This window comes from Bacteroidota bacterium, assembly GCA_019637975.1.
Classification (GTDB): Bacteria; Bacteroidota; Ignavibacteria; order UBA10030; family UBA6906; genus CAADGV01.
Genome location: JAHBUR010000002.1, coordinates 175,101 through 202,037, shown reverse-complemented (window position 1 = coordinate 202,037; position 26,937 = coordinate 175,101). Strand labels below are relative to the sequence as shown.

The 26,937-nt window shown below is 51.6% G+C and carries 19 protein-coding genes and 1 tRNA gene; all 20 read right to left on the bottom strand.

Annotated elements, in window-relative coordinates:
- Nucleotides 1-74 precede the first annotated feature (74 nt).
- Nucleotides 75-1,181 carry a glycosyltransferase gene (locus tag KF749_01825; protein ID MBX2989885.1) on the bottom strand — a complete coding sequence of 369 codons (1,107 nt, stop codon included), beginning with the start codon at nucleotides 1,179-1,181 and terminating at the stop codon, nucleotides 75-77.
- Nucleotides 1,178-2,347 carry a glycosyltransferase gene (locus KF749_01820; protein ID MBX2989884.1) on the bottom strand — a complete coding sequence of 390 codons (1,170 nt, stop codon included), beginning with the start codon at nucleotides 2,345-2,347 and terminating at the stop codon, nucleotides 1,178-1,180. The genes KF749_01825 and KF749_01820 overlap by 4 nt, the downstream gene beginning before the upstream one ends.
- Nucleotides 2,344-3,603, bottom strand: a complete 1,260-nt coding sequence (locus KF749_01815; GenBank protein MBX2989883.1) for a phenylacetate--CoA ligase family protein — start codon at nucleotides 3,601-3,603, stop codon at nucleotides 2,344-2,346. Before KF749_01815 ends, KF749_01820 begins: the two co-directional genes overlap by 4 nt.
- A 140-nt stretch (nucleotides 3,604-3,743) precedes the next feature.
- A complete protein-coding gene (locus KF749_01810; GenBank protein ID MBX2989882.1) occupies nucleotides 3,744-5,099 on the bottom strand; it encodes a DUF362 domain-containing protein in 1,356 nt (451 codons plus the stop codon).
- Nucleotides 5,096-5,803 carry an acyltransferase gene (locus KF749_01805; GenBank protein ID MBX2989881.1) on the bottom strand — a complete coding sequence of 236 codons (708 nt, stop codon included), beginning with the start codon at nucleotides 5,801-5,803 and terminating at the stop codon, nucleotides 5,096-5,098. The genes KF749_01810 and KF749_01805 overlap by 4 nt, the downstream gene beginning before the upstream one ends.
- Nucleotides 5,804-6,577, bottom strand: coding sequence for a glycosyltransferase (locus tag KF749_01800; protein MBX2989880.1), 774 nt, complete (start codon nucleotides 6,575-6,577; stop codon nucleotides 5,804-5,806). It lies immediately after the preceding gene.
- Between the two features lie 52 nt (nucleotides 6,578-6,629).
- Complete coding sequence (locus KF749_01795) at nucleotides 6,630-7,199, bottom strand: hypothetical protein (protein ID MBX2989879.1); 570 nt, start codon at nucleotides 7,197-7,199, stop codon at nucleotides 6,630-6,632.
- Between the two features lie 209 nt (nucleotides 7,200-7,408).
- Nucleotides 7,409-8,443, bottom strand: a complete 1,035-nt coding sequence (locus tag KF749_01790) for an O-antigen ligase family protein (protein ID MBX2989878.1) — start codon at nucleotides 8,441-8,443, stop codon at nucleotides 7,409-7,411.
- 231 nt (nucleotides 8,444-8,674) lie between these two features.
- The gene (locus KF749_01785; GenBank protein ID MBX2989877.1) at nucleotides 8,675-9,793 is read right to left on the bottom strand and encodes a glycosyltransferase family 4 protein; all 1,119 of its coding nucleotides are present in this window, start codon (nucleotides 9,791-9,793) and stop codon (nucleotides 8,675-8,677) included.
- The gene (locus KF749_01780) at nucleotides 9,790-10,200 is read right to left on the bottom strand and encodes a glycosyltransferase (GenBank protein ID MBX2989876.1); all 411 of its coding nucleotides are present in this window, start codon (nucleotides 10,198-10,200) and stop codon (nucleotides 9,790-9,792) included. The genes KF749_01785 and KF749_01780 overlap by 4 nt, the downstream gene beginning before the upstream one ends.
- Before the next feature lie 853 nt (nucleotides 10,201-11,053).
- Nucleotides 11,054-12,535, bottom strand: coding sequence for a flippase (locus KF749_01775; GenBank protein ID MBX2989875.1), 1,482 nt, complete (start codon nucleotides 12,533-12,535; stop codon nucleotides 11,054-11,056).
- Nucleotides 12,536-12,566: 31 nt separating this feature from the next.
- A complete protein-coding gene (locus KF749_01770; GenBank protein MBX2989874.1) occupies nucleotides 12,567-13,577 on the bottom strand; it encodes a hypothetical protein in 1,011 nt (336 codons plus the stop codon).
- A 377-nt stretch (nucleotides 13,578-13,954) separates the two neighbouring features.
- Nucleotides 13,955-16,363, bottom strand: coding sequence for an SLBB domain-containing protein (locus tag KF749_01765; GenBank protein MBX2989873.1), 2,409 nt, complete (start codon nucleotides 16,361-16,363; stop codon nucleotides 13,955-13,957).
- Nucleotides 16,364-16,898: 535 nt separating this feature from the next.
- Entirely contained in the window at nucleotides 16,899-17,222 is a 324-nt protein-coding gene (locus KF749_01760; GenBank protein ID MBX2989872.1) for a GIY-YIG nuclease family protein, read from the bottom strand.
- A 56-nt stretch (nucleotides 17,223-17,278) separates the two neighbouring features.
- Nucleotides 17,279-17,371: transfer RNA gene (locus KF749_01755), tRNA-Ser, on the bottom strand.
- A gap of 222 nt (nucleotides 17,372-17,593) precedes the next feature.
- Entirely contained in the window at nucleotides 17,594-18,667 is a 1,074-nt protein-coding gene (locus KF749_01750; GenBank protein ID MBX2989871.1) for a hypothetical protein, read from the bottom strand.
- A gap of 3 nt (nucleotides 18,668-18,670) precedes the next feature.
- A complete protein-coding gene (locus tag KF749_01745) occupies nucleotides 18,671-19,684 on the bottom strand; it encodes a PorV/PorQ family protein (GenBank protein MBX2989870.1) in 1,014 nt (337 codons plus the stop codon).
- Nucleotides 19,684-22,557 carry a TonB-dependent receptor gene (locus tag KF749_01740; GenBank protein MBX2989869.1) on the bottom strand — a complete coding sequence of 958 codons (2,874 nt, stop codon included), beginning with the start codon at nucleotides 22,555-22,557 and terminating at the stop codon, nucleotides 19,684-19,686. The genes KF749_01745 and KF749_01740 overlap by 1 nt, the downstream gene beginning before the upstream one ends.
- Nucleotides 22,557-24,353 (bottom strand): hypothetical protein, encoded by a 1,797-nt coding sequence (locus KF749_01735; GenBank protein MBX2989868.1) that lies wholly within the window; start codon nucleotides 24,351-24,353, stop codon nucleotides 22,557-22,559. Before KF749_01735 ends, KF749_01740 begins: the two co-directional genes overlap by 1 nt.
- Nucleotides 24,354-24,391: 38 nt before the next feature.
- Nucleotides 24,392-26,578, bottom strand: a complete 2,187-nt coding sequence (locus KF749_01730) for a T9SS type A sorting domain-containing protein (GenBank protein MBX2989867.1) — start codon at nucleotides 26,576-26,578, stop codon at nucleotides 24,392-24,394.
- Nucleotides 26,579-26,937 lie beyond the last annotated feature (359 nt).

Genomic DNA, 26,937 nt, shown 5'->3' with positions numbered 1-26,937 from the left:
TCCTGGAACAACCGGAAGAGCTATTCAGGCCCTGTGTACATCATCCATCGTAATGCCCGCTTCACCTCTGTCGCCTACTCTCGTTGTACCATCCTTTCAAACAGGTTCTCATATTGGCTGGTAATCAATTCCCATGTATACTTTTCCAAAATGCGTTCACGAGCATGCAAGCGTTTTTTCTCTACAAGAGACACGTTCGATTCTACCAATGAAAGGCCATCACGAAGACTCTGTTCGTTCTTCGCAAAGAAGATGCCATGCTTTTCATTAGCCAGGACTTCCCTGTTGAATGGGGTGTCGAGTGCCAATACGCAGCACCCGTAAGCAAGTGCCTTGAGAAGTGCAGGATTGGTTCCGCCAAACTCATGTCCGTGAATATAGACAAAACTATTACAGTATAGCTCGCGAAGAACGTTCCCATCTTTGATATACCCAGGGAAAACAACCCGCGTATCCTTCGTCTTCCTAATGGATTCTGCATACGAATCCTTGTACGGTACATCTCCGAGTATCACCAGCGATTTCTTTGTCGCACTCTTCTCGAACGCGCGAACGACCAGATCGGCATTGTTATCAGGGATCAATCTGCCGACAATTAGATAATATTCTTGCTTTGTCAAACCAAACTGCTGAATCAACTCGAAATGAGAACTGTGCGCAATATTTGCCCCGTAGGCAATGGTTACGGAAGGTGCGGCAAACTCCTTTCTGTAGATCTCCGCCATTTCATCGGAATCAGAAATTATAACATCAAACCACTTCGTGGCGAGGTATGAAGCGATTCGAAAGTACTTTGCTCCGAGCCCCTTCCACTTCGGGCGAAGCCATTCAAGCCCATCCACGTTGATCGCAGTCTTCTTGCGGACGAGTTTTGTTAACAACCCGAATGGGCCGTTTGCAGAGTTCACATAGAGGATGGCATCGAATCTATGGAACACAACATGCAACGTCGACAGTAGACTGTGGGTAAACTGACTCAACACCTTGTGTTCAATGGCAGGGATATAACACAGATTCACACCGTTTACAGCGGGGGGCCTCTCTCTAAAAAGGCCTCTATGGCAATACACCGTAACACAGTGGCCGTTCTGCACAAGGCGTGGGGCAAGTTCGGCTACGAACGTCTCGTAGCCACTGTAGACATACGGATATCCCCTTGTTCCGACAATAGCGATTCTCATGTGCCTGGCCGACCTATCTTTGTGTAGATGTCTTCTATGGCCTTTACAGTTCGGTGAAGATCAAACTCTGATCTCATCCGCTTCCGCCCTGCTTCACCAAACTGCCGACCAAGAGATCGATCTTTGTAGAGTATGTAGAGTTTCTCGGCCAGCGCTTGATGATCAGCAGGCGGAATAAGGAATCCGGTAACGCCTTCCACAACTTGATCAACAGTTCCTCCGATACTCGTTCCCACAACAGGCAGCCCCATTGCCATTGCTTCCACGACTACACCGCCAAACGGCTCAGGTTGTGCGGAAGGAAGCACGAACACATCCATGGCGGCGAAGGCCGGCCTCGGATCTGATAGTTCTCCCGCAAGCACGACTTCTTCCTGCAATCCCAGACTGTTGATCAACTCCTGGAGCATCGTGAGATGGACCTCGTTTCCCGGAAAGACAGAACCTACGATCAGACATTTCACTTTCGCCCCCTTTTCTTTCAGCACTGAGATTGCCCGAACCAGCACTTCTTGTCCTTTCCGGACAAACTTGATCCTCCCGACAGTACCAACAACAAACGTCTCGTTGATATTGTATCTCGCTCGAGTGTCGCGTCTCGCAAGCTCGCGATCTATTCGGAACTCATCCAGCGAAAAACCATTGTGCATAACACGCACTTTCGATGAAGCGGGAAACTGGCGGGCTACTGATTGTGAAACACAGAGCACACACGCTGACGACCACAGAATGTATCTCGAATACACTTGCCACAATCGTGAAAACTCACCGAACCAATCGCGAATATGCCATACATGCGGTACGCCTGCAATTTTTGCCGCAAATGCCGATGACGGGATAATCCCCGTATTCGTATGAACGAGATAGACGTTTTCCCGTTTCAAAAATATGAACAGTTGAACAACAGAGGCGAGAAAAGTCATCGGAAGAGTTGCGAGACCGGGCAACCTGGCTCTGCTGCGCTCGATGACCGAGAGGGATTTCAGAATTGAAACGCGAACGCCAGATTCTTCAAGCCTTGCCCGCAGCGGTCCGTCGCGTTTAAGCACCACCAACGGTCGGAAACGTGTGCGATCAATGTGTTCGAGAAGCCGGATCAGCGACCTTCCTGCTCCATACAGGTCTGAGGGATAATGTATGTATGCAACGGTTATCCTGCTCGTCATCGTACGTCTCCCGCCGCCTGATGTTCCGCATCGTGCCTCTTGAGAAACTCGTTGCGAGTGTAGAGAAACTTGCCGCTGCCGGTCTCTCCGATATGCCCGGACACGACAATGTGAATGTCGGCATCATTACCCAATACATGTTTGAGGTCTTCCACGATCTTCCCAAGTGTCACGTTCAGAAGGTCGGAATCCTCCGATGACACCCGCTCGAGCTTGAGGCTGTATGACGATGAACCGTGTTGAACAAACTGGAAACGGCGAAAGAGATTCGGGTTATGAACAACCCCGATGAGGTGGCGAAAATACACCGGCGTCACTGTACTCCCCCGTGTATCCATGATCATTTCGTAGGTCCTGCCTTCTACGGCTTGCAGAAGCGTGAACGGTGACCCGCACGGGCAGAACTCATCGGAGAGAGCTCCGATGTCTCCAATCTCATACCGTATCAAAGGGAAGTCGTTGTTGACAAGAGTCGTTACGAGGATTCGTCCACTAACGCCGGCCGGCAACGGATTTCCCTGCTCATCTACAATCTCCAGAAGAACATAATTCGAGAAGATGTGAAATCCTCCTGCGGCACACTCGCAGGCCATATCGCCGCAGTCTCTGCTTCCGTACTTATTGTGGAGCTTGCAGCGGAACACCTCCTGAATGACGTTTCGCATTTCAGTTGTGATTGTTCCCGCACAGCCCATCACCGACTTGAGTGGCCTCACGTCGATACCGTTCCGTTGGGCAAACTGCGCGAGTTGATATGCCGCATCCACGTACGCCATCATATGGTTTGCATTCGACGAGTTGATTCTCTCGATATGGCGGACCATGCTCGCTTCATCCAACCGGAAGGCATTCAGTAATTCAAAGTTCATGAAGCGGTTGAAGATACGTGTTTGCACTGACGCTTGCATCTGGTTGATGTCGTTCATCGAGCCCCACAGCATGAGGTATGGAGTTCCAACCGGAAATCCGCTCATATGGTTGCAGTACACCCTGGCCGCCCTGCCGAACTCGCGAAATCTTCTGCCATGTATCACAGTCGTCGGTTCGCCGGTTGATCCACCCGTTTTCATTTCAAGCCAGGAATACGCTTTCTTTTTCCTCTTCCCCGTGTATTCATCCCGAACCTGTTGCGACATGAAATCCTCAAAATGTCTCCGAAGGTCGGACTTCCGCACGACCGGGAAATCCGACAATGCGACAGAGCCGGGCTTCACTCGTTCTCGATAGAACGGAATGCTCAAAGACGCATGTTTCAAAGTGGCTTCGAGACGTGACGCTGATATGGCATTCAGCCTTTCCTTTGAGTCTCGGGAGAGTGTGTGAAACTCTGCATAGAGAGATCTGAGATCAGATCTGACAAGATCGTGAAGAAGAAAGAAGCCCGTTTGCCTCAAGTTCATTGCATCACACCTGCCGACTCAAGCTCAATCCGCCCTTTCCAGCCGGGAGGTGGAATGAACGGATGGAGAACTGGGATGGCGTCCACACCTGAACAGACACGCACACCGTCGATTTCGGTGGCGAATGACGCGGGCTCAAAGTCAACCAGTTCGGTCGCTGGAAAGCGTTTATAGTTGGCGAGCATCCTGATTTTTCGGAAGTCAAAACCCATCATCTTCGCCATTGCAAAGTCAATCAGAAACGGATTCTTCGAGATGGCAACAATCCCCGTTTCAACAGGAAGCGGTTGCAACGGGCCGTTTCCCTCCCCCGCGATGATTCCGTCCGCAATGCTAAGGCATTCACGTTGCCGTTGGCTCCGAAGTATGCCTCCCTCCTCCGAAGCATACGGAAGGATCATATTGAGATCATACACCATTCGCCAGATGGAATCATTGCCGTGCCATGAACCGGCCCCGACATAGAAGTTACCGGTCAGATTCTCACGCGTGCCTGTCGTTGAAATGCCTTTTGCGCGCTTCACGGCTTCCCATCCCGCCTTAAGCGGAATGAACAATGCCTTGGATCGTTTCTGGGTTTTTTCCTTGAGCCTTGCCTGCCAGATGAACATACGATCGACATCATCGGAAAACTCATCACCGCCTTGCTTCGGGGTTCCCCGTTGATGGTGCACCAAGTGGGCTTTCGAGCCGTTGATGCCCACGAGATTCTTCAGAGCCCCCGTAATGCCCCCCTTCTGGTGTGTCTTCATCTTCGGCATGTTGATGAACAGATCGGCGTTCAAAACAGACCGGGCTATTACATAGCTGTGCATTCCTTTGCGATGAACGCTTGTCGTTTCCTTCGGGTCGTAATCCGAAACACGGAAGTTGGCTGCGTTGTGACTGACCTCTTCCAGCATGCTCTGTTCGTTCAGCGTCACCTCAACATAGCCGAGCGGATCTCCCGCAACATCGCTCTCCAACTGCATGAAACCTTCGACAACCCTCCAGCGTTCACGACGCAAATCAAGAAAATGAACCGAAGGCTTCCGCCGCGTACGATACTTCTCAATCAGGCGGTTCACTCCTGATTGCTTTTTCAGCAGCTCGAAGTCGCAGCTCTGCAGAGGGACATCGCCGACGATAATCGATTCCGCATTCCGGTATTTTTCCACGCAAGCGTCTATGGTTCCTTCAATAAGAGCACTGTCCGTAACGAGAGCGGAAATCGGGAATGCGTCATGTTCCTGATGTTTGACCCAGTTTGGCTTGAGAAACACACGACGAAAATTTCCTTCGGGAAGAGCGTCACGGATAGCATGTGGTAGAGCATTCCTCAAGTCCCGTTTCGTGATGACGATGCCCGTCATTGCACAGACTCCAAGCGTGAACGGAGGAGTTTTGCAGGTACACCGCCGACAATAGAATACGGCGGAACATCCTTCGTCACCACACTTCCGGCAGAGACAATCGATCCCTTCCCGATGGTCACGCCTGCGAGGATTACGCTATGTGAAGCAATCCAACAATCATCTTCAATCTTTACAAATTCAGCTGCCACTCCTTGCCTTTTCATCGTGACATCCGTCCTGGCGAAATTATGGTTCTCCGCGAAGATGCTTACCCTCGGTCCCATCATCACATTGTCGCCAATCTCAATATAACCTGAACATCCGATATAGCAGTATGGACCGATATTGGAGTTGCTGCCGACTCTTAAACCTTCACCTACAGCTCCGCCATAGTAGTTGGACGGCCGGATGAGTGCATACGCACCCACTGTGACTCTATCACCGAATACCACTCCCCGTCGTGCGTGCGCATTGATTTCACAACCCTCTTCTGCAATAAACTGACGCCCTACTGTCATATACGACGGGTTTTTAATAATTGCCCCATTCTTCACCAGGGCGAGACCGCCGGATGACCGGAAGAAGAAGGATTTCCATGTGCCGCGCACAATACCGAGCGCCATGGAGAATGTCATAGCCAAAAGATCTCTCGACGTCCAATATTCTTCGATTGAAGCCTCCTTCCCCGCGCGTCTTAACAAATATGCAAGTATCGCTCTCATTCACGATCCGGCTAAATAGTCAAAGAGGCGGCGCTTGAATGCGTAGTAGTGTTTCCCGAACATGTTGAATCTGTAGTATCGAAAATCCGCCATGATTCCCACGCCATGCTTCTTCATGATCTGCCGCCCCTCCTTGTTCATACCGATAACAGCATGCATGGATTTGGATTGACGATGCAAGCGATAGTTTGAAAACGGGTAATCCACATAAGCGAACTTCACCTCGGTCGAGATGCGAACCCAATACTCGTAATCCATTGAGTAGTGCAATGCCTCGTCAAATAGCCCAAACCTGTCAAGCACCGATCTTCGCAGAAACATGGACGGTTGATACAGGAAGTTCCCTTTGAGAAGGCGTTCGCGGGTAAATGCCGGAGGGTGTTTCTTCCGCGTAATAGTCCCTTCCGCATTGACAAAATTACAGTTCCCATATAATACATCTGCATCACTCGTCTTAAATTCACGCATGCAACGCTCGAATGTTCCCGGATTGTATGTATCATCCGAACACAAATACCCCCAAATGTCGCCCGTGATTCGTCGCAGGCCCTTGTTGATAGCGTCTGTCTGGCCGCGGTCCTTTTCGCTTACCCAATACGCGAGGTGTTTCTGATACTTCTTGATAATCTCCACGGAATTATCGGTCGACCCCCCGTCGATAATGAGGTATTCGAGATTCGGATATCCCTGATCGAGAATCGACGTGATCGTGCTTTCGAGAAATTGTCCTTGATTGAACGACGGGGTGACTATGGAGATCTTGGGCGTTTTCATGAGCAATTTGACTTGACACCGAAACGGCAAATGAGTGTATGTACAAGTCTCCTCAAAGGCGTACCGTGACGCAAGATGAAAAAATCTCGAATATCATACAAGTGATGTAGAGAAGCAGACTCGGCACACACGTTATGCTTTCTTGATACGTTTGAATGTCAGAAGGTGATGTCTGCCGGCTCATGAGGCGTTTGATGAGAATAAGCAAACCCACAAACGTGAACACAAGAAACCCCGACCTGGCTTGATTGATAATAGGATTGAACGACATTGTAATAAGCGCACTGCAGACTGTTAAGATCAGAACCACGTTTAATCCCTCCAAGCTCGACCGCTTAATGCTGCTCCATCCTCGATGAGCCCTCAAACCCGCGAGAATCGCGGCGATGAAACCGGAAAGAAACAGTCCCCCGCCGACTATGCCTCCCTTCACAAATAGCTCCAAGATGTCATTGTGAAGTGGCAGGCCTTCAACTTCTCCCTCAAGATAGAACCCGGCCTCCTTTGAGAAGAAGTTGCCGATGAGAGGAGACTCAAGAAACTCGTTGATGCCGACGAGCCACATTGCTTCCCGAAAAGTCGTTGTGTCGAGAAGGCCCCGACGATGTTTTATACTCCGCACTAAACTCCTTAATCGATGCATAGATGAGAGGGAACAGAACCAAGACCCCAACTGCACCGACCATAAACAGCCTGCGGACTGTTCGTGCGCGCATGAATCGGAATGCGGCGAGTGCAGTCATCATCAACCCAGAGGTATGAGCGGGACAGACAAATCGCAAGCAACAAAACAGCCCCCGTAGGCACGACGCGAGGAATGGAATGGTTTCATCATGCGAAAACTCGTCTCAGATTCTGTGGTACCGGTTGCCATTGATCCTCTTTGTTGCTGTATTTCACAGTTTTCTCCAGAAGTGCCAACGCCAAGAAAAAGCAAAACGTAACTGACGGTTCCCGGTTGAACACTCCGCTTGAGTAATTTACCACAAACTGCCCTACAAGATAGAGTGATAGAAGTACATAGATTGGACTGCGCCACATGCGTTTAAGATAGCGGACAATGAATACGAGGACGGTAAGCATAAGAAGTGTCCAAGCAATCGAACCAACGACCCCATAGTTGTATAGGATGCTCAAATAGCCGTTGTGAAGGAAATATGTCTCTTGGCCCCCTACTACGCCGCCCCACTCGTTCAGAAATCCATCGGCATAGCCAATTCCCCAAATCCAACTATCATCGATTGTTAACTTGTCGATTCCCATCCCAGCCTCAATCAGACGATACACGAGGCTCGTATCGGTCTCGTCGGACTCAGTGGTCTCAATATTTCTTTCCACTGTATAGCTGTATATGTAGAATAGGAACGGGAGCAATAGCACAAACAGAACAAGCTTGGCCTTAAGATGTAATCGTGACCAGAATCTTAAGAGGTAGATGCCTAAGCAAGCGAGCAGTACAAAAAGGGTGGCGCGGTACCCAGTAATTATGACTGTAATGAAATTCAGTGATCCCATGATTGCGTACGACATGATACCCTTGGAATCGACCTTCATGTTCGAGAGGAGGTACACGATGAACAGTATCGAGAGAACAGAGAAGTGGTAGTACACGCTCTGGTATCGAACAAACGACTCACCAACTTCAGATCGTGTACCCGCAATGATCTCGAATGAAGGAACGAAGACTTGAAGAAGATTCAGGACGCTCATCGCTGTCGCGACGTAAATGAGTTGTTGCATCACCGAGAACGAGCTTTCCCGGTCGAGATAGCGATACATCGTGAAATAGGCCAGATACAGCAACCCCGACAAGTAAGCAATCTTCCAAGGTCCAGTCGTGATGATTGGCTGAACGAATGCATCCATAAAAAACCTAATCGTCATGACGCAAACTATGACGAGAATTTGTAGCTTGAATGACCGCGACATTGATCCGGTGTCATCCCTATTCCCTTCGTTCTTCCACAGCGGGATGATTACAATAAGGTATAGAGCGAGAGCGTAGGCCCAGCCCCCGAGAACTTTCAGCCCACCGAGTGCCGACAGTAGGCACATCGCAACAATAAGCCGGCGTTTGATTCTCTGGTCCATGCCGCGCTAAGCCAATTCTTTGTACAGCGATGCTATCTCACCAACGGCTCTCTCCCAAGAAAAGCGCTGAACGTTTCGACGTCCAGCCGCTATCATCTTCTGTCGATCTGCACCCAGCGCTCTGTGCAAGGCTTCCTTGAGTGAGTCCACTGAATTGGGATCAAAGTAGAATGCAGCGTCCCCTCCAACCTCTGGAAAGGATGAGCTATTGGAGCAGACGACAGGGGAGCCGTTCGCCATCGCTTCCAGGATAGGTAGTCCAAAGCCTTCATGCTTTGAAGGGAACACGAAAGCAAGGGCACGAGAATAGAGAACCGCAAGTTCCTCATCAGCAACTTCATTAAGGAAGAGGAAGTTTTGAGACAAGTCTTCTTCTTCTATTCGCCTGCGCGAGGGCTCATCAAGTCTAGGACCGACACAAAGGAACTTGAATCCCTTGAAGAATGAATACGATTTCACAAGGGAGAGGAGTATGTCAAAGTTTTTGTACCCCGCTCGCGTCCCAACAAAAAGGAAATACCGTCCTTCTATGTTAGAAAGCATTCGCTTCAGGGCCACGTCCCGAAAGTGCATATCCGTCTGAATTCGAGCGTGCGCGAGGTAGATCACGCGCACCTTCGATTCACTAATCCAAGGATAGAGTCTGAGGAGATCGGTTTTTGTGCTTTCTGAGATCGCTACAATCGCATCAGCATTCTCCAACACTTGTCGCTTGGCGTCGATCCCAAATCGAGTCCACTCGTTCCGGTATTCCTGCTGGTACAGTTCAGGAATCATATCGTTGATGGTCACGACCTTCTTCACACGTGTCGAGTAGACAGTAGAGAAGTATGTCGAGTGAAAGATCTCGACGTCAGACGGCAGGTAAACACATCTGAGAATCCGGTCACGCAACGATACCCGCTCGAAGTAACGCGATGGCCAATAGAAAAAATCGCTCCGCACCCGCTGCTGTCGCAATAAAGGCAATACGCGTTGTAACGATTGATTTGTCTTTCGCCAAGGTAACAGCACGTCGACTTCCACACCGTAGTTGGGAAATCGCTTGAGCAACTCTTCCCACGTTCTTGAGATTCCCCCAACTGACTGCCGCCCAAAGACGATTCCGTCAACAAACACTTTCATACTCGTGCTGCCCTTCGTTGGCGTAGGACTTCCTTGACCTCCCCGATCAGTTGATTCCATCTCAATTCGAAGGCCTCGACCGAGAACTCTGCTTCCGCTCTCTCACGTGTCATCCTTGAGTGTTCGCCAACCCACTGATCGGATTTCTCGGACGCTTCGAGGATTGTTGCCTCAATAGAGCTTAGCTCATCGTCTGGAAACGTGAGTCCGATTCCCTTCGTATCTATGCCTGTCTCCTTCGTGACAATCGGGATAAGCCCCGACCACATGCATTGAACAACAGACCCGGGTTGCCCTTCCGCGCTCGATGGAAGGACGACAAATGCACAGCGCGCCACCAAGTCGGCATACTCCGCGCTGCGAGTATGAATGATGCCGACCGGATGAATGTTCGCTGTTTCAAACATCTCTTTCCGATAAACGCGGCAAAAGTCAGGCTCGCGTTCGAATGCGCTGCAAACGAACAAATGGAGATGTGGGTGTTTCGTAAAAACCTCCAACAGGAGGTCCAGGCCTTTTCCCACCTGGCTCCCGCTCGCAAAGAAGAAAAAGTTACGCTGAGCATTTGCGACCAGTAGCCTTGGATCTCGGAAGACGGTGTGCGGAAAACCATAGTTGTTAAAGCAGTATACCGGGGACTGACTGATTTCGTGCCATGTCCCAGCGGTGAACTCGTTTCCAAAACCAAATACTCTATCTGCATGCCGCACAAAAGGCAATTCCTCAGAATTTAACTGCCTTATGAATGTCTCAACCGCTCGCCGTTTGAACATCCTATGATGCCGACGGCGAATATTCCTGTTATGCACTAGATGATTCATACCCGTAGCTAGATACACTCGTACCGTGTGAGGAGTGCAGACCTCTTGCACCCCGTTCGACTCTACGCTGTGACTGATTACCAGATCATACTTCTTCCCTGCCCTTATGTGTCGAGAGCGTACATCCGCCACATCCACAACGAAACCGTGTTGATCGAGGATCGAAGCAATCTGTCTTGATTGCAAAATGTTTTGCTGATAGACCGGTCGCCTTGCTCCGGTTCTCCTCTTAAATGGTTCCGTCACGTATACCAACAACGCGCGTTGATGCCCATCGGGAACCCGTTTGCACACGTTATAGAAAACCGGATAGCCGAATACATCATGCAGGTGCGTTTGAACATCCTCGTGAATGTTCTTCACGACTCTTTTGAATACCCTCGCAAGGCGCTTGCCGAATGAGTCCTTGTAAATTGCACCGATCTGATTTTTTACCATACTACTGCAAACGCACGTACTTTTGAATCGGCAGCCATTTCGTCGAGATCATCAGAACAAAATAGGCTGCATAACATATTGAACATATCGCAAGATTCATAAATATGCCGGCTTCTCCAATCGGAAGGATGGCCGACAGCACTACGATTATCGCGAGAACAAACGGGATAACATGAAATCCCAACACACTCCGGGCATACTTATGCGGCTCAACCTTGAAAATTCTCTTTGCTTCAAACAGAATGAGGACAACGCCAGGAAAAGAGCTGAGAAGCATTGCCCAGGCAGTACCGTTCACTCCGAAGAGCCAAGTCAACAATGGCAATGAGATCAAATACGAAATCAAGGTCGCGATCGAAAAGTATGCGATTATTCTCGAATGGCCCAACCCCAGCGTCATCATGTTCGGAACGGTTGTGAGAGAACCAATGAGACTTGCAAGCGAGATAATTCGCAGAACCGTCGTTGCTTTGTCGGCAAACTCACGGCCCATCCACACGTCGAGAACCGGACTGGCAAAGACAAACAGAAGCAGCAGAACCGGAACAGAAATCGATGCGAAAAGCCTCGATCCTTCCACGAACCCTCGCTGGATCATTTCCTTCTCCTCACTCGCGTGGAGGGCGCTGGCCGCGGGCAAGAGAACCGAGAATCCGCTACTGAGCAATCCCCCGAAAGCACTGGTGAGTTTTGAAGGGATGACGTAGAGCGTGACTGCAGCGGGGCCCAGGATCATGCTGATCATCACGCGCACGAGATAGCTGCTCACAAAGTTTGAGAGTTGGGCTACAAAAACGAATCCGCTGAAGGAAACTAGCCTTGTGAGTATAGCGCGCGCAAAACTGAGCGAAGGGGTCCACGTTGGCAACAAACGCTTGAGCACTACAAAGTAGACGCCGCCCGTGACCAGTGCAAAGGCAACCGTAACGGCTACGAGTTCACGCAATCCATACCCCACGAACAATGCCCCCGCACTCACTGTGATCAGGGCCGTGTTTGATATGATGTTCGTCTTCGCGGTAATGTCGTATCGCTGAAGCCCGTTAAGAACCGAAGCGAACGTGCTTGTGACCATGGTAATCAGGAACCCTCCGGCACAGAGGTAGAGTCCTGCTAGCGCCTCGCCATGAAGAGTAAGGGGAACATTGAGAAGCGTGATGAGTGTGTCAGACATGACAAGCACAACGGATGAACCAACTATCCCCAGCGTAAGTTGAACAGTCAGTGTCGCATTGATCGACGCATTTACCTCATCGGTTTCGTCTTTGGTCCAATGCTGCGCAACAAACTTTATGACCGCCTGACCCAATCCGAGATCGAGCAGATTGTAATAGCCCACTATTCCTGTCATTAGGACATACAGTCCATACCCTTCTGCTGTAAGCTTGGATACGAAATATGGCGTGCTGACAATCGAGAGTGTTACGGCAACGAGCCAACCCGCGGCATTGAACAGCCCATTACGCATAACCTTTCGTGCCATGAGTCTCATAAAGTTGCATCGCCCCGAGATGTTACACGTTATGCGTTCTCGAGTGGCGAGCGGCTGACACGAAACGAGAAAGTCTTGGAATGTAGTGTGATTTCAAGCCATGGTACACCGAGAGCAGAACGAGGACAGATAGAAATGCAATCCCGGTATTGATAAGTCTTGCAGGCCGAGCCTTCCGTACCGACGCTCGCCCTGGGTCAAGGATGTTCACGATGGTAATGTTCTTAATCTCTTCAAGCTTCGCCAGTTCGTATTGCTTCTTCAATTCCACAAATATTGTGGAGTTCACTTGCACGTCACGCGCCAGACGTTCTTGCTTCAACAGAAGCTCAGGCGAATCGGCCACGCGCCTGTTTCTTTCACGAAATTCCATCAGTGCGTTTTCGGCCTTCGACAGATCCTTCGTCACATCGCCAAGCCGCACATCAATCCACTTCACTTGTTCGGATGCGCTTGTCGTACGCTTGTTCCTCATGAACAGATCAAGCTCCGCAACAATCGTGTTGACAACGTCAGCAGAAAGTTGCGCCTCTGGCATTTCCACAGAAACGTTCACTACGCTCGTTTTGCTGTCATAACCGGCTGCGATCAATACGCGCAACCTCTTTAGCGCTTCGAACATGTTCTTTTGTGGAGTCTCTTCGTCGAACTCAAAGTACTCGATGAGGTTCACCGGTTTCGGGAATTCCTGCGTATGGTATTTCTTTTCAACAACATTCCGCAAAATGGTTTCGCTCGAAATAATCGTTGGATAGAGTCTCGCAATCTCGCTACCGGGTACTCTCACGCCTGCAAGACTTGCGATATCGGCAAACTGCCCGAGGGCGGAGAGTTTGTCTTTTTGCGTTTCGGGCAGAAGTGTTGCGGTGGATTTGTAATACACGGGAAGCAGGAAGTTTATCCCCAACGTGACAAGTGCAACCACGAACGAAATGAGGAGAATCTTCTTCCTGTTCGCCCAGATGGGGATGAGGATTTCCTGGAGTGTCGGCCCTTCCGGTTCTGCTGTGTTGTGTGAATCTGATGTGCTCATGGTACTTTTTCTCATCTCGTGGACAAACCGGACGTGCTGTCTGTTGCCCGGCTACTCTATTCCGCGTACGCTGCAAAAGCGGCGGTACCAACAAGTAGCAAGCAGTAACTTGGCGAGTAGCGGACGAATAACAGATGTCGAACACATGACTACGATCGTTGCTGGGGGGGAAATGAAGCGCTTTCAGCAAGCGGCTGACCAACCATTCTTGTGCTCAAACTACAGCGTACGCTACATTGCGTAGCCCATGACTGCATACATCTACCCTTCGTCCGACCATCTGATAGCCATCTGACAGCGACCTGACAGCAAGCTGATTGCTTTCCGGTTGCCTCTTGTTACCTGCGGACATCGTACTCTTCAATCCTGCTCGCTCACTATTTGCTTATTTGAACGATCGCCACCGTAATTGCCGCAAGGCTTGCAAGGATAGTTGCCAGGTTCCCAAGTGTCGGCAACGTCTTGTCCTCCTTTTCAATTACCTTCGGGACGCTGATTGTGCTCCCCGGAGGAAGTTCGGGATCGCCCAGGAAGAACCAACCCGGCTCGTACTTTTTGCCGCTCGGCAGGAACGCCACAACACGGCTTTCGTCCGCTTCTTGCTTGAACCCTCCGGCCTGACGGATATAGTACTCCACGCTTTCGCCTTTCTTGTAGAGAATAGCGGAAGGGGCAAACACCTCGCCGTACACATACACGACGTCCTCGTGAAAAGCCACGTGAATCGAATCGCCTTCATTCAGCACAATGTTGTCCCGTGCAAGTGTATCATTGAGCGCCTTCTCAAAATCAATGGGGATCATACCGGTTGCATTCTGCTTGCGGTGAAACCGGGATGCGCCCGGAAATGCGCTCGGTCGAAGTCCGCCTGCCCTGCGAATAACATTCACGAGCCTCTCCCCTTCATACTGCAGCGCATAAGCACCGGGGTTCATGAGGTGTCCTGAAAGAACCACGAGCTTGTTTTGGGTGAAGCGCGGGTCAACAGGCACCGATACGAAGTCGAAATCCTTGAGAGCAAACCCTTGTCCGTTGTTTGCGTCCCAGTAGTCGTGCGTGACATCAAGCCGGTACACGGTGCTGTATGTGCCGAGTTTCGTTGTATCTATGCGTGAAATTTCCCAACCCTTCTTTGACGCATTCTCCTTGAGTCCGCCGGCCAACACAACAAGATCTGCAACGGTCATCTTCTCGCTGCGCGGATACACACCCGGCTTGCGTACCGCACCGCTGATTGTTACCGTCTGTTCGGGGAAGAATTGGCTCGCTTTGTAAATGATGAGGCTGTCTTCGTTTTGTAACAGGAGGTTATGCGCATCGTCCCCCTCCAGTGCAAGCCTCGGATTGAACGCGTGAATTTCCCGTCTCAGATTCGGCAACATGCGGAAGAGCGTTCCGCGCTCGGAAAACGTGTTGCGTTGAAGACTGTCCGCGGCAAGAATCAGATTATTGATTCTCATACCCGCCCGCAGTTCGAAGCGTCCCGGTTTGTTGACATTGCCCGTAATGCTGACCCGGTTCTGTACGAGGTCAGAAATCTTGAATACCGAGATCACATCGCCATCTTCCAATCGTGTGTTGCTTCGTTGCACTTCCGCAAGCGAGCCGGACAGTACATCCATGTCGAGGATGTTCTTGTCGAATGCAGTTCGCTGATCGAAGGGAACAATCCTCTCAATGTGAATTCTGTTGTGGTATGCATCGAAGCGCAAGCCTCCTGCAAGGGAAAGAAGATCGCCGAGTGTCTCACCGGCGCGCAATTCATAGATTGCCGGCCTCGTGACCGCCCCGATAACTGCAACGCGTCTGAGTGCGGGCTTCACAAACACCACATCGCCATCCTGAAGCCGGATATCCTTGGAGTTGTCTCCCCGGATGATGTAGTCATACATATCGAGTGACGTTGCTGCGGTTCCCTTGCGCATGATCTGCACATCACGGAGGGTTCCGGTGACACCGGGTCCGCCTGCCACGTACAGTGCCGTAAACGCTGTCGCAAAGGAAGAGATCGAGTAGCTTCCGGGCGCTGCTACCTCTCCTAATACGAAAACCTGAATGGTCCGGAGTTTTCCGAGCGAAACATCAAGAAACGTATTCGGTGTACCGTAGCGGCTGTCCAATCCCGAATAGATGGAGCCCATTCGCCGCAGCAGCCTCTCTCTGAACTCGGAAAGGGTGGCGCCGTTCGCGCTGACCGGCCCGACATCCGGCACGACAACATTTCCCTCACGATTGATCTGAAGCTGGTAATTCAGCTTTGTTTCACCCCACACGGTAATGACGACTTCATCGCCCGGCCCGAGCACGTATGATGGCGGACTCGACAGATTAAGAACAGGTTCAAATGCAGAGGAAGGAAGACGGAAAATCTCATACCCGAACGGCTGAAGACTGTCAACCCCATTCCGGTCTGATAGGCCCGGAATGAGCAAGAGCGGACGCTGTGCGGTTGTGTCATCACTGCGCTTGCTGACATGTACCGGTTCAGGTTGAAGTTGAGGGCGGGATAGTGACACGCCGGATTGCGGCTCAACCTGCAAGGGCTTTGCAAGGTATTCTTCCAGACTGATGTTCAGTTCTTTTGCTTTTCTGACGGCTTCTTCACGTGAGATGCCGTATTCTTTCAGCTTTCGTTCAATTTCGTCGGGGGACATTTCCTTGAGCCTGCCCTCCGCTTGTTGCTTGAGTTGGGCCCTGGTTTGCGCACTGAGCGAGTTATGCGAATCTGGCGAGGCAATCAGCAGTGAAATGCCGGCGAGCAAAACCGTGACCCGATGAGAAGTCATACCACTGAATGTGTTCAAATGTGTTCTGCGACCAATGTTGACGGAGAGCGAAGTGTGTAAACCCCGAGACAAAAATGAGAAAAAAACCCTTGAAACACAAAGCCCCTGCCAAAAAATGTGACCGCCGTCGCTTGGAATTATGGGAGGAAGGGAAAAGGAAAAGGCAAGCTCAATGCCTGCCGTATGCCCGAAAGACAAGGCATTGCCGTTTTCTCGCAGGGCGTTGCCTTGCTATAGAGGGAGAGATCGACTGCGCCTGAGAAGCGGCTTCGTCGGTTATGCTGACTACGCCCGCATTCGCCTTTTGACGGGAACACAGGCTGCCAGCAGGACGAAGCCCCGCCGTTTTTTGGCGGGGCGTAGTCTTGCGGAGAGGGAGAGATTCCCGATCCCGATTGGGATCGAGGCTCGTCCCGTGTACGGGACGGCGAACTCTCGGTAGAGTCCCTAACAAAGATCCACCCGGCAGATCCCGCCCCGATACACTGGTACATCACTTCGGGACGGATTTTACACCCTACGGCGGTTTAGTCCGTCACGCCTTGCGTGACGAGATCCCGTCCCGTTCCTGAGCTTGACCATCGAACGGGACGGACAAACCGCTGGAGGCAATCGCCCGAGAGAGAAGCTCTTTCAATGCCCTTCTCCCTTGCGGACTCTTGTACCATTGCTCCCGTTGCATTGCTTCAGCGCGTGTCGAGTAGGATTCGCTGTGCAGAACCTCCCAAGGCCGGTAGGCTTTCGTCGACCGCACTCGCCCTGCATTATGGTGCCGGACACGGTTTTCCAGGTCTTCTGTCTGACCCACATACGTCCGCTCATGCAGACGTGAAAACAAAATGTATACATGATACGCCATCAAGCAACCTCCAAATTAAAAGTCCCAACCCTTCTACAGGGTTGGGACTCCCATTGTGGCGGAGAGGGAGAGATTCGAACTCTCGGTAGAGTTTTACACCCTACGGCGGTTTAGCAAACCGCTGGTTTCGGCCACTCACCCACCTCTCCGAAATGAAACAATGAACTGGAAAATCTCGCTTCTTAAAATTAAACTCTTGGACCATACGGCGGTTTAGTCCGTCACGCCTTGCGTGACGAGATCTCGTCCCGTTCCTAAGCTTGACCATCGAACGGGACGGACAAACCGCTGGTTTCGGCCACTCACCCACCTCTCCGAACATGATAAAAACCGAATGAATTTAGGAAAAACAGAGACTCTTTGCAAGCAGTTTATCGCTGCACATCCGTCGTCAAGCGGAAGCGCAGAACTTCTCCCCTGTCGCCGTCAAGCACGTACAGGACCCTTTCAAAGTATGCAAGACCGGTAGGCCGCACCATGGAGCCGCCGGACTTCGCTCTTCCGAATGATTCCACTTTGAACGTACCGCGACTGTTGAACTTGAAGACACTGTCGAGATCAGCATCGGCCACAAAAACATCCCGTCGTGTTCTGTCGATGGCAACGGCTGAGGGGTAGCTGTAGCGGTTCGGCCTGATGAAATCAACGCCCCTGTCGGCGGTACGGGCAGGATCGAACCTCGGCAGCCAGCCTTCAAACTCGGGCGTATTCTGATAGATCATCCATAGCGCCCCGTACGAAACAAAACTCTGTTGCTGTGCTATGATGAAGTCTCTCGAACCGGTAAACGACGCAATGGCAGTCGGCCGGAAGATATCCGTGATGCCGCTTCCCGAGCGGGTCGTTAACGACGCTACCGGAGTAACGAAACGGTCATTCTTGTCGAACTGCAGAACGAGGGCATCGGGGTCAATGAAACTCGAATTATCGGGGCCGTCTCGAACAACGAGATACGTGTTGTCGCCGAACACGGTAATCCCGGGAAAACGGCGTGCCGGGCGTGCAAGTTCTCTCCAGATCGTATCAACCCGCGCCTGATCAAGTTGATGCTGTACTTCGACAAGATGAATCCGGAATACAGCCCCGACACTGTCGCCGTTGGCCGCAACAACCATTCCCCCCACTAAAAGATCAAGCCGGCTATCTTGCGCAATCGACATCGGTCGCAGCATCGCTTTCGTGCCTAGAATCTGTCCCGCCCTGTTCATCATCACGATACGTCCAGATTCCTCGCCATACGTGTCGGCGACATACAGCAACTGATCGTTGCCGATGAGAATATCCTCAGGCCTTGTAAAGCCGCTGAAGCCCGGAGTCAGTTCGACATACGCGGTATCGAACACCGTATCAGAAACCGGCTCCAACAAAGGCGGTTTCTCCTGACATCCGACGAGCATTGACAGGAGAATCAGCGAGATGAAAAAGATGTCTGATGTGAATTTCATCGCTCAGTATGTGAATGCAATGGAGATTCGATGCACAGAACCAAGGTCTCCGAAACGGGCAAATGCGTAATCGGCATTCACGCGTGTAAGCCCGGCAAGATCGACCGCAAAGCCTGCGCCGAAGGTGAAATCTTCAGGTGATGTTTCATCCTGCCCGAACAGCCGCTGCCCGATAGTCCGTTTGACTCCTCCGCGGAGGTACAATGTGTTCTTGAACGCGTATTCCAGCCCCAGCCGGAAATGCTCGGAATTGTCGTTGGGGTGATTGAGCTGGAGCGATGTTGTCAGGCGTGAATCCTCCGTTTCCATCGCTTCCATTGCCACACCCAACTTGAAGATCGTCGGTAACGAAAACGACTGGAAGGAACTGACGCTGACACCGCTCGCCTGTGTCAGGTTTCCTTTGGGTTCGACATCCGAACCGAAATTCGAGATGGTAACCGCAAAGCGGGTAGAACCGAGTCCGGTCCAGTACAACGTTCCCAGATCCACCATCACTGACCGCATTTTCAGAATGTCGAGGGTTTCTTCAACATACCGGACGGTTGCGCCGAAACTGAACTGTTCCGTCATCTTCTTCGAGTAGGTAAGCCCGATGGCGATATCGCCGAACGAGAAATACCTTCCCGTACCGAAGGGCTGAAGTTCCGTCGTGATTTCCATATCCTTCATATGAAGGGAAGAAAATGAAACACCGACCGCGTCATTCTCTCCAAGGCGGTACGAAATACCGAGGAACTCGTGCCTGATATCGACGAGATACTCTGCATGTGACGCAATAACTTGATGTTGCTGCGCATCTACAAGTCCGGCAGGATTCCAGAACAACGCCGATGCATCGTTGGCAACAGCCACAAATGATTCGCCCATCGCGACGCCGCGTGCACCAACGCCGATTTTGAGGAACTGGAAAGCTGAAATACCGGCGCGCTGTCCTCCCAGGTTCGGCACCAATTGCGCGACGCCGTGCGACACAAACACAGAGAGCAGAACAATATGAACAAGGAGTCTCTTCATCAGAATCTCAACGCAAGGCTGAGCCGCATTGTCCGCGGTTCCCTGTATCGTGCGGGGTCATACGGGTATGGCGATACGTTGCCCGTCAGCTGCGGATATACCGGGTCGTTCCAACTGAGCGGGGTCGGGTCTCCATACTCGTATGCACGGCCCGTTACCGGATTGATGATTTGAGAGTTTTTGTTGTTGAGAAGATTCTGAACCTCGATTGCCGCGATCAGGCGCGCAAATCCGAGATCGAAATACTTCTCAAAATTGATATCCACCGTAAACCAGTTTTCGCCGCGACCCTCGTTGATGCGTTCAATATCGGTAATCCATTCCGGCCGTCCGGTAATGGCGTTTGTGCCCAGAAGCCGTTGGGGCGTATACCGCTTGCCGGATTGGAGGAACACGCGTACAAAAAGATTATAGTCGTCAAGAATGCCGGGAGCAAAACCGAACAGCGGTTCATCTTTCGCAACTGTGAAGTTGAAATTTGCCGACACTTGCACCGGCCTGTCCCAAATCAGGAACCGTTCCTTGATGTTTTCCGGCTCCCCTTCCTGCAAGCGGACGGAATTCTCGTTCGGCGATGAACTCTTGCCGGTAGCAATGGAATACGAGCCTGAAAGCGAGCCTCTGAACCAATTGCCGATACGCTTCTTGTATTCTGCCTCGATCCCCTTCACACGTGCGTAGTCGGCGTTAAGGTTTGTCGAGTAGAATTGCGTGCCGCCGAGACCGGATGTTCTGCGAACAGTCTTCTCCGTGATGTAATCAAATATGTCTTTATAATACGCCGTCACAGTGAGAACGTCATTCCCCGAAAGTTGATTGCGGACGCCGAGTTCATAGGCAACGGTTGTTTCGGGATTCAAATCGGGATTGCCGACGGCGGCGGTATTCGACCGGACGCTCGTGCGGTTGAGTTTCGAGTAGACATACTGTGGACGCGGGAATTTCGAGAAATGCCCGTATGAAAAGAACAGGGTTTGATTGTCCGAAATGGGATGCGAGATACCGAGACGCGGACTCATTCTCGCCTTCACTCTTCTCCCGAACAAACTGAATGTATTGTCAAGATATTGCTTGCGCAATCCGGGCGAGACAATTAGGGAACTCGATGTATCGCTCGCAATGTCATCAACATACTTTCCCGGAAGCCAATAGTCGAGTCGCAACCCGACATTCAATATCATCCCTTTTAATGTGATGTTATCCTGAACGTATAACGCGCCGAGTGCGGGATTGACGTTGTAGATGTCGTTGTCGAATCCCTGCGGCTTGATCCACGGCCTGAAGATATCCACCATTTGCAATTCCTGGAACCGCAGCTCGACGCCGGTTTTGAACTTGTTGCGCTCGCTGAAATAGTTCGTCAAGTCGAACTTCAGCGTGATTTCCGATGCATACTGGTCGCGGTACGAACTGGGCGCCCCTATATCATAGAAACCGTCACCCGGAATCACGCCGACCGTGTCGGTATTCTGATTGTAGTAGCGGATCGGAAACGTCACAATATCCTGCGGTTCGATATACTGGCTGAAATCCTTGCCGTTTGCATCGCCGCGAATGTGGGCAGTGTACCGGCTGATGCGAACATCATAGAACATTTCCTTGCTCAGTGTATGCGTCCAGGATAGTGCGTGCTGTATGTTCCGTTGCGTGAACGTGTTTGCGCTATCGGGTATAAACTGAAAGAGATATTGATAACCGGGGTTCGGCTCCACGCGGTCGAGTGTTGCCTGTATCGTTTGCGTGTTCTGATTGATGACAACTGACTGATTGAATGTGTAGGAAAGCTTCACGGTTCCGGTGGGCTTGTACGTGAATTTTGCCAGCATCGAATAGTCGTTGTTCCGCCGGGGCGAGAAACTTGACCCTCCTCCCGAAGGAAAGATGGATGAGTAGAGGCCGTTCGGTGCCTGCACCACATAGCCAGCGGGCCTCCCCTGGCCGTCAGCAATCTGTACCCAGCGTGTATAGTCATCGCTGCGTTTGGCAAATACCGTCCCGAAGAAACTCATCGATCCTGGAATCTCAATCCCCAACGCCGGAAGAAGATACGTGGTAAGAGGCTCCGGTCCGCTCAAACTCATGTCGAAATTGTCGGTATTCCAGTTAGAGCGGGCGTTCTTGTTCAGCCCGAAGTGATCGAGTTTGTAGGAAACCGAACCGCTGTACTTCTCGGAACCCTCCCGTGTGGTGATACTGACGATCCCCGATGTGGCCTGCCCGTACTCGGCATTGTAGCCGCCGGTAATCACTTCAACATCCTGAATTGAGCCGGGACTGACCTGCAGGCCGAACCCTGTTCCCGCCAGAGGATCTTGTATCGACACACCATCGAGCAACAACGCCGCTTCATGCGTTCTCCCGCCACGGATATGAATCTCGTTGTCGGAAAACACAACGCCCGGCTGCAATGCGACGATATTTTCCACCTTCGTCAGTGCCGCAGCTTGGATATCCTGCTGCCCAACTGAACGCCGGCTCGCCGTTTCCTCGATATCGAACAGCGGCTTTTCTCCTATCACGATCACTTCCTTGTCCATTGCGAGAACTGTCTCTTCCATCCGCGCCGTGAAGCGGGCTGTTTGGCCGGCCTCCACTTTGATATTCGTAAACTGAACGACTTTATACCCGAGCAGTGTCACTTCAATCGTGTACGAACCGGGATTCACGTTTTCGATCTTGACAACCCCGTCGATGTTCGATGACCCGCCGTGGTAGGTTCCCTTGAGAACAACGTTTGCCCCCGGCAAGCCTTCAGTTCCTTTCGCATCAAGGACTCTCCCCTCAATTCTCCCTTTCCCGCCAGTCTGTGCAAGGGAATACTCGGTAACCAGAAATACGAGAAACGCAAGAAGATATGTGAAACGGAATCGCATCAGAATTTTCTTCTATCGACTCGATGATACGGACTGAAATGCTGTGTGAAGAGCTTTGTGAACAGCGGCGTCAGTCCCTGATTTCCTTCATTGGTATTGTTCAACAAATGCAACGGCAAACCGAAAAAGGCAATGCGGCCCTGTCCGTCAACGACAGCAACTTTGGGCCTGAACGTATCCCCTTCTCCTCTCGGGTCAACGGCGTTGTATCGAATGGGTGAGAGAGAATCGGGCTCAAGATAGTAAATCACACGGGCATCAGTCCGGCGATACATATCACGCCAGAAGAAGAGGTGCGTGGTGGAACGCGTGCCATTAAACGCTAATCGGGGATAGATATTCGTCGCTATGCTCGAGTCCGGGTAGAGTTTCGAGGCCCCGCGTATTCTGTTGTCGCCCGGCGACGGGAACGGATGCGGCGTTCCAAGAAATACGCTCGAGACGCTGTCAATCGGAGCGAACTCGCGCAGAATTGCTGTCGGATTGAACAGCGTGAAATCCGCGGAGAACATCGCGGAGAAAAGCATCTTCCCTCCGTTTTGAAGGTAATAGAAGGGAACCGATTGAATGACAGAAAGTGACGGAATCTCGTCTGTGTACAAGAACACAAAATCATACAGAAGGAATGTGTTTACCAGAGCCGGATCCACGTAGGGCGGCACCATGCGACTGACTTCACCGCGCTGTTTTCTCGTAATATCAATTCCGGCGGCAATGTTCAGGAAGTCGATTTGGTCAAATTGCGGATCAGGAACCGCGCGCAGCGTATTGACATACGTCGAACGGGCGAGCCCGCTGTCATTTCGTGTGTAGTCGGAAACGAGCAGAACTTTCCCTCGCGGCCGTTTCACCCGCCACGAATCTGTTGAAGAAGGAATGCGGATAACCGGACTTGCTTCTCCTGCAATATCCCACGCTTGCAGAAACACAACATTCGGGGCATCAAGACGTAATCCGGGCAACTGGCCGATAAGTTGTCTGCCGAGAAATCTTCCTGAATACACATCAGCCGTCACTTCAGTTCCCGGAATTTCCGGCGCAATATCACTTCGTGAACGCGGCACAACCAGCGTTACCAGCGTATCCCGCAAACGCAAGGAAAGCCAGTTCGCGGGATTCGACGTGTCATTCAACGCTATGCGGTAATTCGCCAACGTGTTGTCGCCGTCTGCATCCATACCTTTGAAGCCGATACTGACCGCGGTATAGGTTGAATCGGGAAGGCGCAATGCAGTTCCCGGCTCATTCGGATTCTGGGCAAATGCAATCGTGGGCGGCGTATTCCGAATCGGGAAAGCAAGAAACGTCCCGATCTGATCCATTGCTGCGGATATCCCCGGAAGAGCCTCGTCCCCGCCATCGAAGACACCGTTTTCGTTCCGGTCAATATACGGCGTTGGCGTAAGTCGAACGATGCTCTTTTCCGGCAAACCGGGGAACGTGTTATCGACCGCTCGAACAAACACCGTATAGTATCGGAAGAGTGTGTCAAGGGGGAACTGGATGACGGTGTCATTCTCCGAAGTCCACGTGTAGCGGATTGTGTCGGGATTCGGAATGCCGGAAAACCTGAAGGGCACAAATCCGACCAAATATCCCCTGACGACACCGTCCGGATCTTCACCCCACCAACGAAGATGCTGGCGGCTCACACCAATCCCTACAGATGAGTCGGGATATAACCAGAGGAATGATCTCGGCAGTTGGTTTGCCTTGGGACTGTCATCCATCTTTTCGTTGCAGTGAAGCAACGAAAGCGAAAGCGACACCAGCACTATGACGTGAAGTGATTTCATACGGAAACGGGCGGGCACAAAGGCCCGCCCAGTTCTCATTACTTTACGAGGATCATTTTCTTCGTTTGTGAAAATTGGCCGGCTTGCAACCGATAGAAGTACACGCCCGACGTCAATCGCGACGCGTCGAAACGTGCCGTATATGTACCCGCCTCCTGTACTCCGCTGACCAGAGTCTCCACCTCTTGTCCGAGCGTGTTGTACACTTTTACCGTGACAAACTCGCTCTTGGGCAGACTGAACTCAATGGTAGTTGAAGGGTTAAAGGGATTCGGATAATTCTGCTTCAGGCCGAACTCCGTCGGGATGGCCGGTGTATATGTCAGCGAGACTCCGGTGATTGTTCCGAAATCGGAGTTGGCACGAGGCACAACCTTGTACGCATTACCGGAATAATACACGATGCCGCGCAGGAACGAAATCTGCGAGCCGGGCGGAATCTGTACAAGTCCGGGTGTCGGATCGAGACTTGTTGTTGTAAAGTGATGCCTGCCGTCCCGACGCAGAATAACCTGTCCGGAACCGTCGTTCACACCGAATTCATAAATCTCCTGGAATGTCGGCATGGTATCCGACAGAACCACGTTGTTGAACTGCACCAGCATTCCCTCCCACTGTTCAGCCGAAGGCGTTCCGTTTCCAACGCCTGCGCCAAAGGTATTCGTTGTCAGCACAATCGGAGCGGGAACCGGATTACCTGACGTATGAATCGTCGGCGGTGTCAAAGCCTGCAACCGTGTGACGTCAAAATCCTCGGCAACTGTTCCGGTGACGCTGATACTGTCACCGTTTCTCAGGGCCTGCAGTTCAAGAGAAAGCGAATCGTTGTGCAGCCAAATTCCCGACCACGGCTGGTTGCCGGTTTGCATGTACCACACGTTCGTTCCGCGGAATCTGGTCGGAGGCAGCACAAGACTTGCCGTATCGGCTGTAACCACACCGCGCAGTGTCACGCGGGCTCCAATGTATCCGCTTCTGCCATTGAGGAACGGGGTTTGCTGCACGTCGCGAATGGTGAGCGGTCTGTTGAGCACGTTGTAGAAGAAGAAACCGCGGACCGTATCGGACTGGCTTCCATCGAAGGCGGAACTTGCCAACTTCACATTGTTGCCCGCCGAGTCCATAACATTAATGTAGTACTTCACGAATGTGTCGGCCACTTGCTGCGGAATGGATGCCCTGTATGTTGTATCGGACGCAGTGAATGTCATGGGCACATTCACGAACGCGTCATTGTTGAGACTGTAGCGCAACTGCACGCTTGCAATTCCGACACTGCCGCGGGCAACACGGAGACTAACAACAGGAGTTGAATCGGGCGGAACCACAATCGGATTACGCCGGTGGGTAGAAAGAACGGGCAAAACCACCGCCCCGTACGCAATATCACCCGGATACACAGGAGCAATGCGGTATCCCCGGGGCGCTTCCTGCCCGCTGTTCGTCATGATGTACCCTTTGATCGAGTCGACTACAGCGCCGGCCGGGGGCAATGCATACGTTGATGTCGGATCTCGATGGGCACGGGTAGTAAACCACTTCGATGCATCCATTGTGGAGATCGCATTGCCCGACTGATCGACCATATTGAAAGTCCCGTTGGTTGCATTCAATGTGCTGACAACCTGCAGATTCCGGAGCGTAACCCGCATGAACTCCATCGGCTCACCTGTAGAGAACTGTATCCCGTTGGGACCTCCGCTCGGGAAGATTCCCTTATAGAAATCCGATGTGAGTTTGTTGGCATGCGGAGGAACCGGAGCTGAACCGAGAATCGTGAGCGGTTCACTATACAGCGGTACTATTTGCGTCGCGCTCACCGGATCGCCTGCCGGGAATTCATCAATGTAGCCCGTCAACTCGACATAATCACCCGGCTCGACATTCAATATACCCCACTGAATAGCAAGCGTTGTGTCCGGCGAACCTGTACTCAAATTCGGACGAACGAATAATCCCCCCCATTCATTGGGATTTGCCGTATCGGCAATCAGCATATTAAACCCGCTTGCCGTGAACCCGATTACCTTCGCAGGGACTACGCAAACGCCCCGCACCCTCACCGTATCCTGATAGTACGGAGATCGTTGCAACGTCCAACGCAGTGTCTGCGTTCGCTGCAGGGTATCCAGAAGGCGAAGAGAATCAAGCGAAACCTCCTGAATCTGGCGTATCGTCACAAGCGGATATTGGGCTGAAGGATTTGCATTGAACGATCCCGCCATACTGGGCTGGTGGAAGTCACAATGGTAGTTGTACAATCCGGCCACCTGAATCACATAGGAAAATGATGATCCCGAGTTTGCGGAAAACGGCGCCGCTCCGGAAGGAATCGTGGTTGAACTGAGCGGATGGTCGCCGAATTCACCCAGCCACCGGATCGTATCGCCGACCGATGCCTGCAGAAACGATGGTGTGTACTCGCAACAAGTAAACGTGATCGTGTGTGTCGTGGCGTTCGCATGCGGGAACACCATCAGCGACAACAGAACCAATCCGGCCAACAGCCGGATCGGTAGAAATTTCTTAGATACTCCCATGAACATCCCTCCTATATTTTTACTGAAAGAAAAAGTTAATTCAC

Excerpts from the sequence above, each read along its gene's own strand:
- KF749_01825 (MBX2989885.1), bottom strand. The coding sequence starts at position 1,181 with ATGAGAATCGCTATTGTCGGAACAAGGGGATATCCGTATGTCTACAGT.
- KF749_01820 (MBX2989884.1), bottom strand. The coding sequence starts at position 2,347 with ATGACGAGCAGGATAACCGTTGCATACATACATTATCCCTCAGACCTG.
- KF749_01810 (MBX2989882.1), bottom strand. The coding sequence starts at position 5,099 with ATGACGGGCATCGTCATCACGAAACGGGACTTGAGGAATGCTCTACCA.
- KF749_01805 (MBX2989881.1), bottom strand. The coding sequence starts at position 5,803 with ATGAGAGCGATACTTGCATATTTGTTAAGACGCGCGGGGAAGGAGGCT.
- KF749_01800 (MBX2989880.1), bottom strand. The coding sequence starts at position 6,577 with ATGAAAACGCCCAAGATCTCCATAGTCACCCCGTCGTTCAATCAAGGA.
- KF749_01790 (MBX2989878.1), bottom strand. The coding sequence starts at position 8,443 with ATGGATGCATTCGTTCAGCCAATCATCACGACTGGACCTTGGAAGATT.
- KF749_01785 (MBX2989877.1), bottom strand. The coding sequence starts at position 9,793 with ATGAAAGTGTTTGTTGACGGAATCGTCTTTGGGCGGCAGTCAGTTGGG.
- KF749_01780 (MBX2989876.1), bottom strand. The coding sequence starts at position 10,200 with ATGTTTGAAACAGCGAACATTCATCCGGTCGGCATCATTCATACTCGC.
- KF749_01775 (MBX2989875.1), bottom strand. The coding sequence starts at position 12,535 with ATGGCACGAAAGGTTATGCGTAATGGGCTGTTCAATGCCGCGGGTTGG.
- KF749_01770 (MBX2989874.1), bottom strand. The coding sequence starts at position 13,577 with ATGAGCACATCAGATTCACACAACACAGCAGAACCGGAAGGGCCGACA.
- KF749_01765 (MBX2989873.1), bottom strand. The coding sequence starts at position 16,363 with ATGACTTCTCATCGGGTCACGGTTTTGCTCGCCGGCATTTCACTGCTG.
- KF749_01760 (MBX2989872.1), bottom strand. The coding sequence starts at position 17,222 with ATGGCGTATCATGTATACATTTTGTTTTCACGTCTGCATGAGCGGACG.
- KF749_01750 (MBX2989871.1), bottom strand. The coding sequence starts at position 18,667 with ATGAAATTCACATCAGACATCTTTTTCATCTCGCTGATTCTCCTGTCA.
- KF749_01745 (MBX2989870.1), bottom strand. The coding sequence starts at position 19,684 with ATGAAGAGACTCCTTGTTCATATTGTTCTGCTCTCTGTGTTTGTGTCG.
- KF749_01740 (MBX2989869.1), bottom strand. The coding sequence starts at position 22,557 with ATGCGATTCCGTTTCACATATCTTCTTGCGTTTCTCGTATTTCTGGTT.
- KF749_01735 (MBX2989868.1), bottom strand. The coding sequence starts at position 24,353 with ATGAAATCACTTCACGTCATAGTGCTGGTGTCGCTTTCGCTTTCGTTG.
- KF749_01730 (MBX2989867.1), bottom strand. The coding sequence starts at position 26,578 with ATGGCGGGATCGTTCAATGCAAATCCTTCAGCCCAATATCCGCTTGTG.